The following is a 12,598-nucleotide window of genomic DNA, read 5'->3' on the forward strand; positions in this document are numbered from 1 at the left end:
GACGCACCTTTCGGACGGTTTCCTCGGCGGCTGGGCGCTGCCTTCGAACAGGCCACAACCTACCGCAGCATGTCCGCTCGACCTGGGCAGGGTGGGGCTAGCGTTGCGCGCGTGCCGAACCCGCCGCACGCGTCCCACCGCCGGTTCCTGGACGCCTCGTCTCCACCGTTGTCCGACGTGGCCCGCCGGACCCTGCTCAACGCATTGGACCAGGGCTGGGCCGACCCTCGCCGGCTGCACGCCGAGGGCCGGCGCGCCCGGGCGCTGCTGGACGGCGCTCGCGAGGCGGTCGCCGCGGTGCTCGAGGTCGGCACCGACTCGGTCTCGTTCACCGGGTCCGGCACGACCGCCCGCCAGCTCGGGCTGCGCGGGCTCCTGCACGGTCGACGCCGGGCCGGTCGCGCGCTGGTGCTCAGTGCCGTGGAGCACTCCGCCCTGCTGCACACGGGTCAGTGGCACGAGAGCACGGGTGGGACGACGGCGCTCACGCCGGTCGACAGCCTGGGCCGAGTGCGCCTGGGCGAGCTCGCCGCCCAGGTCCGGTCAGAGGGTGTCGCGGCCGCCTGCCTGCAGGCTGCGAACGGCGAGGTCGGCACCCGGCAGCCGGTGGCCGAGGCTGCGGCGATCTGCGCCGACGCGGCGGTGCCGCTGCTGGTGGACGCCGGCTCGGTGCTGGGGCGCGACGCGCTGCCGATCGGTGGCGACGTGCTGGTGGCCGACGCCCGCTCGTGGGCCGGCCCAGCGGGAGTCGGCGTGCTCGCGGTGCGCAGCGGCGTGCGCTGGCGCGCTGACTGGCCGGTGGACGAGAACGAGCTCGGCCGGGTCCCGGGTGAGCCGGACGTGCCGGCCGCGCTGGCCGCCGCGGCCGCCCTGCAGGATGCCGAGCAGCATCGGCTGCAGCGGGCCGAGGTTGCGCGCGACCTGGTCGACCGGATCCGAGCGGCAGCCGCGGCGGTCCCGGACACCGAGGTGGTCGGCGACCCGGTGGACCGACTGCCGCACGTGGTGACCTTCTCCTTCCTGTTCGTGGACGGCGAGGCGCTCGTCCACGAGCTGGACCGGCGCGGGTTCGCCGTCGCCAGCGGGTCGGCGTGCACCGCCAGCACGTTGGAGCCCAGTCACGTGCTCGCCGCGATGGGGGTGCTGACCCACGGCAACCTGCGACTGACCCTGCCGCTGGACCCGTCGGCGCAGGACGCCGACGCGTTCTGCGCGGAGCTACCCGGCGCGGTAGCCGACGTCCGCCGGATGCTCGGTTCGGACCGGCTGTGAGCGCACCCGTCGAGCCGGTGCCGGTCGTCGTCGACGCCCGCGGCCTGCGCTGTCCCCTGCCGGTGATCCGGCTGGCCCAGGCGGCCGCCGACCTCCCCGCCGACTCTGTCGTCGTCCTGCTCGCCACCGACGTCGCCACTCGGCACGACGTCCCGGCGTGGGCGCGGATGCGTGGGCACCAGTGGGTCGGGGTCGAGGAGGAGCCGGGCGGCGACCTGCGGCTCACGGTGCGGCTGGTGGCCAGGCCGTAGGCTGTTCGCGTGAGCGCTCCCACGGACGACGTCACCCAGACCACCGAGATCACCACGCTCGAGCAGCTGCGCCAGCTGGTCGGCGAGCCCCAGCCGCGAGTTGCCAGCAAGGACCGCTCGGAGCTTTCGGACGTGCACCGCCGCTGGCTGGCCGCGTCCCCCATGTGCTTCATCGGCACCTCGGCGTCCGACGGCACCTGCGACGTCTCACCCAAGGGCGACCCGGCCGGACTGGCCCTGGTGCTGGACGCGACGACGATCGCGATCCCGGAGCGCCCCGGCAACCGGCGAGTGGACGGCTACCGCAACGTGCTGAGCAACCCGCACGTCGGCCTGCTGTTCGTCATCCCCGGGCGCGGCGACACGCTACGGGTCAACGGCCGAGCCCGGCTGGTCAGCGACGCGCCCTGGTTCGACGACCTGGTGGTCAAGGACCATCGGCCGCTGCTGGCGCTGGTGGTCGACGTCGAGAAGGTCTTCTTCCACTGCGCCAAGGCGTTCCTACGCTCGCAGCTGTGGGACCCCTCGACCTGGCAGCCGGACGCGGTCGAGTCACGCGCCAGGATCGCCGCGAAGATCGAACGTCCGGACACCCCGCTGCCTGAGCTGGAGCAGTACTACGGCCCGAGCTACGCGGACGGCCTCTACCGAGCCTGAGCGACGTCCCCGGACGCGGCTCAGCTGAACGGCACCGGCGGCGCGAGCTCGAGTGCGTCCCGCAGCCGGCGCAGGTAGTCCTCGCGCGGCAGCTCGACGACGCCCAGGCTGGCCAGGTGCTCGGTACGCCACTGGACGTCGAGCAACCGGCGGGCCGAGTCGTCGGCCGCCCGCATCACCTCGACCAGTGCCGCGAGCGCCACCTTTGAGGCGTCCCGCTCCCGGTGGAACATGGACTCCCCCGCGAACAGGCCGCCGATGGCCAGTCCGTACAGGCCGCCGACCAGGTCGCCGTTCCGCCAGCACTCCACCGAGTGGGCCCACCCGAGCTCGTGCAGCTGCTGGTAGGCCGCGGCGATGGCGGGGGTGATCCAGGCGCCGTCGCGGCCGGGGTCGGCGCAGCCGCGCACCACGTCGGCGAAGGCGGTGTCGATGCGGATCTCGAACCGCGGCAGCATCCGGCGCAGCGACCGGCTCACCCGCAGCGAGTCCAGCGGCAGCACGCCCCGGGGGTCCGGGGACCACCAGCCCAGCGGTGCCCGACCGCCGCTGCCGATGCCCATCGGGAACAGCCCACGCCGGTAGGCCGCCAGGATCGTGCCGGGCGCCAGGTCGGCGCCGACCCCGACGAGGTCCTCCCCCGCCTCGGGATCGACGTCCAGGTCCCACGGGGACGGCGGTGGCTCGGACTGGGGCACCGTGGGCTCGCGGGCTCGTCGCGGTCCGGTCAGACCCGGCTGATCGTCAGGTGCGGCTCGATCTCGGCGGCCGCGTCCAAACCGTAGGCGTCCGAGAAGCGTTGCAGGAAGCCGCCGCGGCCCAGCTCGTACTCCTGGGTGCCGACGGTCTCGATCACGTAGGTCGCGAGCATCGAGCCGACCTGGGCGCAGCGGGTCAGGCCGAGGTCCCAGGACAGCCCGGCCAGGAAGCCCGCCCGGAAGGCGTCGCCGACTCCGGTCGGGTCGGCCTTGCGCAGCTCCTGCGCCACCGGCACCAGGATCGCGTCCTGACCCAGCTGGTCGATCCGTACGCCGCTGGCGCCGAGGGTGGTGATCCGGGTGCCGACGCGCCCGAGGATCTCGCTCGCCGTCCAGCCGGTCTTCTGCTCGGTCAGGTGCGCTTCGTACTCGTTGCTGAACAGGTAGGTCGCACCGTCGATGAGCCGCCGGATGAACGGGCCGTCCGCGAAGGCCAGCTGCTGGGAGGGGTCCGCGGCGAAGGCGTAGCCGCGGGCCCGGCACTCCTCGGTGTGCCGCAGCATCGCCTCGGGGTCGTTCGCCCCGATCAGCACCAGGTCGAGGCCGCCGCGGGCCTGGGCCAGCGGGGTGAGCTCGATGTCGCGGGCCTCACTCATGGCGCCCGCGTAGAACGAGGCGATCTGGGCCTGGTCGGAGTCGGTGGTGCAGATGAACCGGGCGGTGTGCCGCAGCTCGCTGGTGCGCACCCCGCCGCAGTCGACGCCGTGCCGCTCGAGCCAGGCGCGGTAGTCCACGAAGTCGGCACCGACGGCACCGACCAGCAGCGGACGGAGGCCGAGGTTGGCCAGTCCGAACGCAATGTTGGCCGCGACGCCGCCTCGGCGGATCTCGAGGTCGTCGACCAGGAAGGACAAGGAGATCTTGTCCAGCTGCTCGACGACCAGGGAGTCCGCGAAGCGGCTCGGGAAGGTCATCAGGTGGTCGGTGGCGATGGAGCCGGTGATCGCAATCTGCACGGCGGCGACACTACCGTCCGAACATGCTGGAGTACCGATCGGTAACGCCTTACGGTCGGATCATGAGCAGATCAGCAACGGTTCCCGGGCCCCGCTCGGCGCTCGACGAGGGATCCGTGCACGACCTGTGGCTGGACGCCGCGCAGGTCGTCATGCCCGTCACCACCCCGCACCAGGGGCACCTCGCGCCGGCCGAGGACGCGCTCGTCGTCCCGCAGGACGCGGCTGACCTGCTCGGCGGTCTGCCCACGTACGGGAGCTGACCAACCAACGCAGAGAAGTGGGGCACCCGACAGACTCGGGTGCCCCACTTCTCTGCGTTCGGCCGTGATCAGCTGAAGCTGTCACCGCACGCGCAGCTGCTGCCGGCGTTGGGGTTGTCGATCGTGAAGCCCTGCTTCTCGATGGTGTCCGCGAAGTCGATCGTGGCGCCGCCGAGGTAGGGCGAGCTCATCCGGTCGACGACGACCTCGACGCCGCCGAAGTCCTCAACCAGGTCACCGTCGAGGTCACGCTCGTCGAAGTACAGCTGGTAGATCAGGCCGGAGCAGCCACCGGGCTGCACGCCGATCCGCAGCCGCAGGTCGTCGCGGCCCTCCTGCTCGAGCAGGCTCTTGACCTTCTGCGCAGCCACGTCGGTCAGCACCACGCCGTGGGCGGGTGCCTCGGCGGCGGTCTGGTCGGTGGACTGGGTGGTCTCGGTCATTCGCGCATCCCTACTCGTCGACTCGTCGATCTGGCGGCCGTCAGCGACAACCACGTCCGTGCCCGGCATGTTCCCGTGCTCAGGTGCACGCTGCCACTGAGTCAAGAGTACGTCGTCAGCGGGACCACGTCCGCGCCACCCGCCGGGCGCGTCGGGTCAGGGCTCCGGCGGGGTCGGCCCGGACCTCGGCCAGCCAACCCGGCCGGTCGCTGAGCGCGTACGCCGCGGAGACCCCGAGGTTCAACGTCTCGCGGCGTCCGACCTCCACCTCCACGGCGAGGACGACGACCGGCAGCCCGATGCCGAGGGCGTGCGCGGCCACGCACGCCACGACCCCCGAGCGCATCGACTGCCAGCCGAACAGTGACTCCCCGGTGACCAGCAGGTCGGCGGCCCCCAGCCGCTCGGTGAGTCCGGTGGCCGCGACCGCCTCGCCGACGCCGTCCACCCGCACGCCGCCGAGCAGCATCAGGGCGAACCCGATCCCGCCGCCGGCGCCGGCACCCGCGCCGGCCGCGAGACCGCTGCCGGCGAGGGTGCGTCCGGCGACCAGCGAGGTCTGGGCCACGTGCGCGAAGCGGCCGAGGGCCGCCTCCAGCGCCTGGGCCTGCTCGGGGCTCGCCCCTCGTCGGGCGGCGTCGGTGGCGCTGGCTCCATGGAACCCCAGCAGCGGCAGGTCGGACGACGTCGCCGCCACCAGCTGGACGCCGCGCAGCCGCTCGCGTGCCGCGGCCAGGCCGTCTACCGCGTCGTCCGGCATCTCGGCGAGCGCGCCGCCACCCAGCGCCAGGTGCTCAGGGCTGCCGGCGCCGAGCGCAGCCAGCAGGCCGGCGCCGCCATCGTGCGAGGCGACGTCGCCGACGCCTACCACCACCCGGGAGGCGCCCTCCTGGACCGCGGCGTCGACCAGCTCGCCGACTCCGACGCTGGTGGCCCGCCACGGGTCGCGTGCGTCGCCGTGGAGCAGCTGCGGACCACAGGCCTGGCCGGCCTCCAGGTAGGCGGTGCGTGCGCCGTCCGCCTCGGTCACCATCAGCACGGTCGCGGGGACGGGCTCGCCGAGCGGTCCGCTCACCGTCACCGGCAGCAGGTCACCGCCCCGGGCGGCCATCACCACGTCGACGAAGCCCGCACCACCGCTGGACAGCGGGCAGGTGGTCAGGGAGTCGTTCGGCGCCCACTCGGCCCAGCCTGCGGCGATCGCATCGGCGGCCTGTTGGGCGTCCAGGTGCCCGACGAACGCGTCGGGAGCGATCAGCACGCGCACGCTGGCATCCTCCCAGGTCACGCGCGGCCGGTCAGCAGCGCTGTGCGACGATCGGGGGCGTGAGCACCTTCACCGAACCGGCCCCGACGTCCGCGGCTCTGCTGCTGCTCGGTCGCGGCCGAGACCTGGCCAGTGAGCGCGGCGTGGAGTGCCCCGGCGATCTGCCGGCGCCGTCCGACCCGGGACTGGTCGAGCGGGCCCGGGTGGCGAAGGCCGCTCTCGGCGACCAGGTGTTCGTGCTGGGGCACCACTACCAGCGCGACGAGGTCATCGAGTTCGCCGACGTCACCGGCGACTCCTTCAAGCTCGCCCAGCAGGCGGCCGCGCGGCCGGACTCGCCGTACATCGTGTTCTGCGGCGTGCACTTCATGGCGGAGAGCGCAGACATCCTGACCGCCGAGCACCAGCAGGTCGTGCTGCCAGACCTGGCCGCGGGCTGCTCGATGGCCGACATGGCCGCGATCAGCCAGGTCGAAGACGCCTGGGACGACCTGGTCGATGCCGGCGTCGCGGACGACGTCGTGCCCGTTTCGTACATGAACTCCACGGCCGCCATCAAGGCCTTCACCGGCCGGCACGGCGGCACGATCTGCACGTCGTCCAACGCGCGGACGGCGCTGGAGTGGGCGTTCGGGCAGCGTCCCGAGGGCCGCGGCAAGGTGCTCTTCCTGCCGGACCAGCACCTGGGCCGCAACACCGCGGTGCTCGAGCTGGGGCTGGCGCTGGAGGACTGCGTGCTCTACGACCCGCACAAGCCGCTGGGCGGGCTGACCCGCGAGAAGCTGCAGGACGCCCGGATGATCCTGTGGCGGGGGCACTGCTCGGTGCACGGCCGCTTCACCCTGGACTCGGTGCAGGACGTGCGCGAGCAGGTGCCCGGCGTCCAGGTGCTGGTGCACCCGGAGTGCCGCAACGAGGTGGTGTCGGCCGCCGACCACGTCGGGTCGACAGAGAAGATCATCCAGGTGCTGGCCGCCGCGCCGGCGGGCTCCTCGTGGGCGATCGGTACCGAGCTCAACCTGGTCCGCCGCCTGGCGCGGCAGAACCCGCGGCTCAACGTCTCGTTCCTGGACAAGACAGTCTGCTTCTGCTCGACGATGAACCGGATCGACCTACCGCACCTGGTGTGGTCGCTGGAGTCGCTGGCCGCCGGGCGCGTGGTCAACCGGATCGTCGTCGACCCGGACGTCGCGCACTGGGCCCGGGTGGCTCTGGACCAGATGCTCGCGCTGCCCGGGATCACCGCTCAGGACTGACGCGAGCCGGCCACCGACGCTCGACCGGTGGTGCGAGCGATGCGGTCGTGATCGCGACCGCTTGCATCGCACCACGGCTGGCGTCACGCGGGCAGCCCAAACCCGCGAGGACTCATGCGGACGCCCGGCCGAACACGGTTGGACGCCACGAGGCTCGTATAGACCCGCTCAATGCGCTGGAGCACCTCCGCCGGTCTGCGCCCGATGGACGAAGGGGTGAACCCCAGGACGACAACCCCGTGCTCCGCCAGCTCGCCATCCCGCTCCACAGTGCCCTCCCAGTCCGCATCACGCTGGTGATAGGCGCGCGAGTGCACCATCAGTGCCAGCCCGACGTCGTCGAACCAGACGTCGGGCGAGATCAGGAAGCGCCCGGCAACCTCGAGCGAGGGGTTCGGCCAAGCCCGCGAAAGCACCGGGCTCGTCGAGCACAGGGTCAGCAGGCCAGCCTCCGGTGCGGACCATGCACCTGCCCGTGCGAGGCGAACGGCCGAACGCACCGCCTGGCTCCCCCGACGAGCTCCAGCCTCAACCTCGTGGTCGAGCTCCTCCAACGTGACCAGCCGGCGCTGCACAGCCTCGATCACCAGTGACGTCGCCTCGTCGGCAGAAGTGGCCGAGCGCGCCGCATCGACGACCGCACGCGCCGGCGGGGCCAACCGAAGGATGCCTCGCACCATCGGTGCGGGCACGGGCCTGGCCGTCGCCATGACCTCGAGGAAGCCCGTCGAGCGCGAGGCCTGTCGCCGCGGCACGAGCACTGTGACGGGACGGTTTCCGCGTGCGCTTCGCAGTCCGTGCCAGATGCAGGCGCGGTGCCCGGTGAGGACCGACTCATCGCCAGCCTCCAGCAAGGCCGCCACGAGCTGTCGACTCGCTGTGAGCTCGGCACGCCCGATGTTCACCACTTCTGGCAGGACCAGGTGCCACGAGCGTGAGAGCCGCCAACGGAGCTGGGCGCGCGTCACACCGGCCCCGCGCAGCTGCGCCCGGGTCAGGAGGTCGCTCTGCCTGCTACGCAGGCGGTCGAGCTCGTGCTCCAACGACTCTTCGCTCATGCAAGTCAGAGTCGCGAGAAGCGCCTCGAGCCGGACCGGTTCCTTGGGAGGCTGTGGACGCTGGGAATGCTGCCGCGGGCTGTGGATACTGCCCTCATCGGTATCGGGCGAGCTGTGGTGCGAGGGGGCTGGTCGTGATCGCAGCCATGCCGATCGCACCAGCGCTCGTTCGTGACACGACGAGAGCCACGGTGGTCGCTCAGCCGAGGGCGACGTAGAGCTTGCGCAGGGACTCGTGCACCTGCCACGTCGTCCGGTCACCCGCGAACAGCCGTACGGCGGAGCCGGGCCCGACGTGCAACGTCTCGCCGTCCTCGACGATGACCGTCGCCCGACCGGACAGGACGACGAACACCTCGTCCACCTCGGTGTCGCGCGCCACGCCGGCGCCGATCGACCAGACGCCGACCTCCGCCTCGCCGAGGTCGCACAGCGCGGCGGCAGCGGTCGGCGGCTCGCCCGGCACGGCCTCGGCAAGCTCCAGAACCAGCGCCCCGACGTCCGGAGCGAGCAGCCGGGCCCGGTTCGCCGCGGTCACGATCCCAGCTGCCCGAGCCGCTCGAGCAGCACGGCCTCGGCCACGCACACCCGTTCGAACTCGCCCAGGTGCAGGCTCTCGTCGGCACCGTGCGCCCGCGTGTCCGGGTCCTCCACCCCGGTCACCAGGATCGCGGCGTCCGGGTAGAGCGCGGCGAAGTCCGCGATGAACGGGATCGACCCGCCGATGCCCATGTCGACCGGCTGGACACCCCACGCGTCGGCGAACGCGGCCCGTGCCGCGTCGTAGGCCGGGCCGTCGACGTCCGCCGCGAACGGCTGGCCGGTCTCGCGAACGACCACGTCGACCTTGACGCCCCAAGGAGCGTGTGAGCGAAGGTGCTCGGCCAGGATCTCGTAGGCTTCGTTCGCGTCCTGGCCGGGCGCGACGCGCATCGAGATCTTCGCCTTCGCCTTGGCGGCCAACGTGTTCGACGCCTTGGCGGTGGACGTCGCATCGAACCCGACGACGGTCAGCGCGGGCTTGGTCCACAGTCTCGAGGTCAGCGAGCCCTCACCGATCAGCTGGACGCCGTCCAGCACCCCGGCATCGGCCCGAAGCTGCTCCTCGGTCAGGTCCAGCTCGGCCGCCTCGCCACTCACCAGCCCTTGCACCGCAACGTTTCCCGCGTCGTCGTGCAGGGTCGCCAGCAGCCGGATCATCGCCGTCACAGCATCGATCGCGGCGCCACCGTACATGCCGCTGTGCACCGAGTGGTCGAGCGTACGCACCTCGACGTACGCCTCCACCAGACCTCGCAGGCTGGTGGTCAGTGCGGGAACGCCGATCTTCCAGTTCGTGGAGTCGGCGAGCACCAGGACGTCGGCGGCGAGCTTGTCGCGGTGGGCGGCCAGGATGCGTCCCAGGGACGGCGAGCCGGACTCCTCCTCCCCCTCCACGAAGATGGTCAGCCCGACCGGGGGCTGCCCGTCGTGTGCGCGGATCGCAGCCAGGTGCGCCATCACGCCGGCCTTGTCGTCGGCGGCGCCACGTCCGTAGAGCCGGCCCTCGCGCTCGACCGGCTCGAAGGGGGCGGACGTCCAGTCCGACTCCTCGCCGGGCGGCTGGACGTCGTGGTGGGCGTACAGCAGCACCTGGGGCGCGCCGTCCGGGCCGGGCAGCCGACCGACCACTGCCGGTGCGCCGCCCTCGTCGAGCACCTCGACGTCCTGCATCCCGGCCCCGCGCAGGAGCTCGGCCACCGCGTGGGCGCTGGCCGCGACGTGCGCCTGGTCGAAAGCCTCCTCCGAGACACTGGGGATGCGCACCAGCGCCTCGAGATCACGACGGACGCCGGGCATCTCGCGCGCCACCGCGGCGCGCAGCTCGGCCAGCCGCGCGGCGGGCAGGTCGGAGGTACCAGTGGTGCTGGAGGTCATGCGGGTCACCCTAGCCAGGCGTAGCGTGCCGTCGTGGCGCAGCAAGGCAAGGGCGATCAGCCAACGAGCTCCGAGAGCACGGTGACCGTGCTCGTCGCCTTGGCGACCAACGCGGCGATCGCGCTGGCCAAGGGCGTGGCCGCCGCGCTGTCCGGCTCGGCGGCGATGGCGGCCGAGACCGCGCACTCGGTGGTGGACACGGCCAACGAGGTGATCCTGCTGGTCGCCTTGCGGCGCAGCGAGCGCCCGGCGGATCGGCACCGCCCGTTCGGCTACGGCCCGGAACGCTTCTTCTGGTCGTTCGTCGCGGCCGTCTCGATCTTCGTCTCCGGCGCGATCTTCGCCGCGTTGGAGGGGCTGCGCTCGATCTTCGGACCCGGCCACGAGTCGGCGGAGGTGGCGCTGTCCACCATCGTGCTGGGCATCGCGTTCGTGCTCGAGGGCACCAGCTGGGTGCGGGCAACTCGCCAGGTCCGCTCGGATGCCCGCGAGCACCACCAGAGCGTGCGTGAGCTGCTGCGGTCCACCGACGACCCGACGGTGAAGACCGTGTTCTACGAGGACTCGGCGGCCCTGGTCGGCGTGGTGCTGGCGATGGCCGGCGTCTGGCTGCACGCGGCCACCGGCTCGGCCCTGTGGGACGGCCTGGCATCCTTGCTGATCGCCGCCGTGCTGGCTCTCGTCGCGTTCCTGCTGGCCCGGACCAACAAGGACCTGCTCGTCGGCAGCGCGGCCGACCCGAGGCTGGTGCGGGCGCTGGGTCGGTGGCTGGCCTCACGCCCGGAGGTCGATGCTTTGGTCGACCTGCTCACTGAGCGGATCGGCACCGACCGGGTGCTGGTCTGCGCCCGGCTGGACTTCGTCGACGGGCTGTCCGGCAGCGACATCGAGCGGCTGGCACTCGCCATGGACCGAGAGCTGCGTCGGGAGTTCCCGGACGTCGCCGAGGTGTTCCTCGAGCCCGTCCCCCGGCACGACGAGCAGCTGCGCGCCGAGGTCCGTGCCCGGTACGGCGACCGGGTCGCCTCGGCGCTGGAAGAAACCGCCGCAGAGCCCAGGTAGGATCCGCAGGTGCTCGGACGACGTAAGACCAGCCAGACAGACACCCCTGCCACGCCTGAGGCGGACCAGGGGCCAGGCAAGAACCGACCCACCCCGAAGCGACGTGAGGTCGAGGCTGCGCGCCGCCAACCGCTGGTCCCGGCGGCTCGCAAGAGCGTCGGCAAGCCCGGCAGCAAGGCGGACAAGCAGGCCGCCCGCGAGCAGCGCGTCGAGGCCCGCCAGCGGATGGTCGCCGGCGACGAGCGCTACCTCACCGCGCGCGACCGCGGACCGGTTCGCCGCTTCGCTCGCGACTTCGTGGACGCCCGGTGGAACCTCGGCGAGGTGCTGCTGCCGGTGATGTTCCTGTTCCTGATCCTGTCCTTCGTGGGCAGCGGACTGATCAAGAACCAGCAGATCTTCGGCGGCCTCCTGGTCTCGACGTACTTGCTGGTGGCGCTGTCCGCGGTCGACGCGTTCTGGATGCAGCGCCGGATCAAGAAGGCCGTGCAGGCCAAGTTCGGCGACGGGGCCATCGTCAGTGGCCTCGGCTGGTACGCGGTGATGCGCTCGTTCCAGATCCGGCGCACCCGAGTCCCCCGGCCGATGGTCAAGCGCGGCGACTTCCCGGTCTGAGCAGTGGCGGACAGCTTCGGAGGCGGCCGCGAGCCCTGGCTGGCCCGGCAGGGCAACCTGCGCAACGTGGTCCGTCAGGAGCTCGTCACCCGACAGCTGGCCCGTCATCTACCCGGGTTGCCTGCGCGGGTGCTGGACGTCGGCGCGGGGCAGGGCACCCAGTCGATCCGGTTGGCCCGGCTCGGGCACACCGTGGTGGCGGCCGAACCGGACGGCGGGATGCGGGCGGCGTTCGACGAGGCGCTCGCCGCCGAGGCCGAGGACGTCAGGGCGCGGATCACGCTCGTCGACACCGCGGTGGAGGCGCTGTCGGACCAGCACCAGCCCAAGACCTTCGACGTGGTGCTGTGCCACGGCGTCCTGATGTACCTGCCCGAGCCCGGCCAGGCGCTGTGGACGCTGAGCGACCTCGTGGCGCCCGGCGGGATGCTGTCGGTGCTGGCCCGCAACGCCGACGGCATGGCGTTGCGGCCGGGCCTGCGGCGGCAGTGGGCCGACGTCCTGGACCTGCTGGACGAGGCCGCTGAGCCACAGCCGCACTACGTCAACGAGCTCGGCGTCCGGGCGAGGGCCGACCGGCTCGAGGAGCTGGCCTCGTACGTGTCCGGACGCCGCATGCACATCGAGGCCTGGTACGGCGTGCGGCTGCTGACCGACGGGGTCGGGGTGGACGAACGAGTGCCGGACGACCCGGACGAGCTGGCGGCGCTGCTGGCCGCCGAGGAGCGGGTCTGCTCGACCGACCCCTACCGCAAGGTTGCCACGTTGCTGCATGTCATCGGACGGCGTCCGGCCGTGACCGACAGCGGGCGCTGACGTAGCG

The 12,598-nt window shown here is 72.4% G+C and carries 15 protein-coding genes; 8 read left to right on the plus strand and 7 right to left on the minus strand.

Features of this window, described 5'->3' with window-relative positions; translation table 11 throughout:
• Positions 1-111 precede the first annotated feature (111 nt).
• Genes ACPPVT_RS13025 through ACPPVT_RS13035 form a run of 3 tightly spaced genes read left to right on the plus strand, consistent with a single transcriptional unit; the run spans position 112 to position 2,180 of the window.
• The gene (locus ACPPVT_RS13025) at positions 112-1,272 is read left to right on the plus strand and encodes a cysteine desulfurase family protein (protein WP_426560884.1); all 1,161 of its coding nucleotides are present in this window, start codon (positions 112-114) and stop codon (positions 1,270-1,272) included.
• Entirely contained in the window at positions 1,269-1,523 is a 255-nt protein-coding gene (locus ACPPVT_RS13030) for a sulfurtransferase TusA family protein (protein ID WP_426560886.1), read from the plus strand. The genes ACPPVT_RS13025 and ACPPVT_RS13030 overlap by 4 nt, the downstream gene beginning before the upstream one ends.
• A 9-nt stretch (positions 1,524-1,532) precedes the next feature.
• A complete protein-coding gene (locus ACPPVT_RS13035) occupies positions 1,533-2,180 on the plus strand; it encodes a pyridoxamine 5'-phosphate oxidase family protein (RefSeq protein WP_426560888.1) in 648 nt (215 codons plus the stop codon).
• A 20-nt stretch (positions 2,181-2,200) separates the two neighbouring features.
• On the opposite strand, the gene aat is transcribed toward ACPPVT_RS13035, so the two are convergent.
• Together aat and ACPPVT_RS13045 are read right to left on the minus strand one after the other, a co-directional pair.
• Positions 2,201-2,878, minus strand: coding sequence for a leucyl/phenylalanyl-tRNA--protein transferase (gene aat / locus ACPPVT_RS13040; RefSeq protein WP_426560890.1), 678 nt, complete (start codon positions 2,876-2,878; stop codon positions 2,201-2,203).
• A 29-nt stretch (positions 2,879-2,907) separates the two neighbouring features.
• Complete coding sequence (locus tag ACPPVT_RS13045; protein WP_426560892.1) at positions 2,908-3,894, minus strand: carbohydrate kinase family protein; 987 nt, start codon at positions 3,892-3,894, stop codon at positions 2,908-2,910.
• Positions 3,895-3,956: 62 nt separating this feature from the next.
• Here ACPPVT_RS13045 and ACPPVT_RS13050 point away from each other — a divergent pair, with 62 nt between their 5' ends.
• Positions 3,957-4,157: a hypothetical protein gene (locus tag ACPPVT_RS13050; RefSeq protein ID WP_426560894.1), complete on the plus strand. Its 201-nt coding sequence runs from the start codon at positions 3,957-3,959 to the stop codon at positions 4,155-4,157.
• A gap of 68 nt (positions 4,158-4,225) precedes the next feature.
• Here ACPPVT_RS13050 and ACPPVT_RS13055 read toward each other — a convergent pair whose 3' ends face one another.
• Both ACPPVT_RS13055 and ACPPVT_RS13060 read right to left on the minus strand, forming a co-directional pair.
• Positions 4,226-4,600: a HesB/IscA family protein gene (locus ACPPVT_RS13055; RefSeq protein WP_426560896.1), complete on the minus strand. Its 375-nt coding sequence runs from the start codon at positions 4,598-4,600 to the stop codon at positions 4,226-4,228.
• A 115-nt stretch (positions 4,601-4,715) separates the two neighbouring features.
• Positions 4,716-5,867, minus strand: a complete 1,152-nt coding sequence (locus tag ACPPVT_RS13060) for a glycerate kinase (protein WP_426560898.1) — start codon at positions 5,865-5,867, stop codon at positions 4,716-4,718.
• Positions 5,868-5,917: 50 nt separating this feature from the next.
• Here ACPPVT_RS13060 and nadA point away from each other — a divergent pair, with 50 nt between their 5' ends.
• The gene (gene nadA / locus ACPPVT_RS13065; RefSeq protein ID WP_426567153.1) at positions 5,918-7,123 is read left to right on the plus strand and encodes a quinolinate synthase NadA; all 1,206 of its coding nucleotides are present in this window, start codon (positions 5,918-5,920) and stop codon (positions 7,121-7,123) included.
• An 83-nt stretch (positions 7,124-7,206) separates the two neighbouring features.
• Here nadA and ACPPVT_RS13070 read toward each other — a convergent pair whose 3' ends face one another.
• The 3 genes from ACPPVT_RS13070 to ACPPVT_RS13080 form a co-directional block, all read right to left on the minus strand.
• A complete protein-coding gene (locus ACPPVT_RS13070; RefSeq protein WP_426560900.1) occupies positions 7,207-8,181 on the minus strand; it encodes a hypothetical protein in 975 nt (324 codons plus the stop codon).
• 199 nt (positions 8,182-8,380) lie between these two features.
• Positions 8,381-8,719, minus strand: coding sequence for a cupin domain-containing protein (locus ACPPVT_RS13075; protein ID WP_426560902.1), 339 nt, complete (start codon positions 8,717-8,719; stop codon positions 8,381-8,383).
• A complete protein-coding gene (locus ACPPVT_RS13080; protein ID WP_426560904.1) occupies positions 8,716-10,098 on the minus strand; it encodes a dipeptidase in 1,383 nt (460 codons plus the stop codon). The genes ACPPVT_RS13075 and ACPPVT_RS13080 overlap by 4 nt, the downstream gene beginning before the upstream one ends.
• A 33-nt stretch (positions 10,099-10,131) precedes the next feature.
• On the opposite strand from ACPPVT_RS13080, the gene ACPPVT_RS13085 reads away from it, so the two are divergent.
• Genes ACPPVT_RS13085 through ACPPVT_RS13095 form a run of 3 tightly spaced genes read left to right on the plus strand, consistent with a single transcriptional unit; the run spans position 10,132 to position 12,591 of the window.
• Positions 10,132-11,160, plus strand: coding sequence for a cation diffusion facilitator family transporter (locus ACPPVT_RS13085; protein ID WP_426560906.1), 1,029 nt, complete (start codon positions 10,132-10,134; stop codon positions 11,158-11,160).
• 9 nt (positions 11,161-11,169) lie between these two features.
• Positions 11,170-11,775, plus strand: a complete 606-nt coding sequence (locus tag ACPPVT_RS13090) for a DUF3043 domain-containing protein (RefSeq protein WP_426560908.1) — start codon at positions 11,170-11,172, stop codon at positions 11,773-11,775.
• Between the two features lie 3 nt (positions 11,776-11,778).
• Positions 11,779-12,591: a methyltransferase gene (locus ACPPVT_RS13095; RefSeq protein WP_426560910.1), complete on the plus strand. Its 813-nt coding sequence runs from the start codon at positions 11,779-11,781 to the stop codon at positions 12,589-12,591.
• The last annotated feature ends 7 nt before the right edge of the window (positions 12,592-12,598 follow it).

Origin of the sequence: Angustibacter sp. McL0619 (assembly GCF_049994355.1) — a bacterium.
Taxonomy (GTDB): Bacteria; Actinomycetota; Actinomycetes; order Actinomycetales; family Angustibacteraceae; genus Angustibacter.

Coding starts and splice junctions, on each gene's coding strand:
- ACPPVT_RS13050 (WP_426560894.1), top strand. CDS start 3,957: ATGAGCAGATCAGCAACGGTTCCCGGGCCCCGCTCGGCGCTCGACGAG.
- ACPPVT_RS13055 (WP_426560896.1), bottom strand. CDS start 4,600: ATGACCGAGACCACCCAGTCCACCGACCAGACCGCCGCCGAGGCACCC.
- ACPPVT_RS13070 (WP_426560900.1), bottom strand. CDS start 8,181: ATGAGCGAAGAGTCGTTGGAGCACGAGCTCGACCGCCTGCGTAGCAGG.
- ACPPVT_RS13080 (WP_426560904.1), bottom strand. CDS start 10,098: ATGACCTCCAGCACCACTGGTACCTCCGACCTGCCCGCCGCGCGGCTG.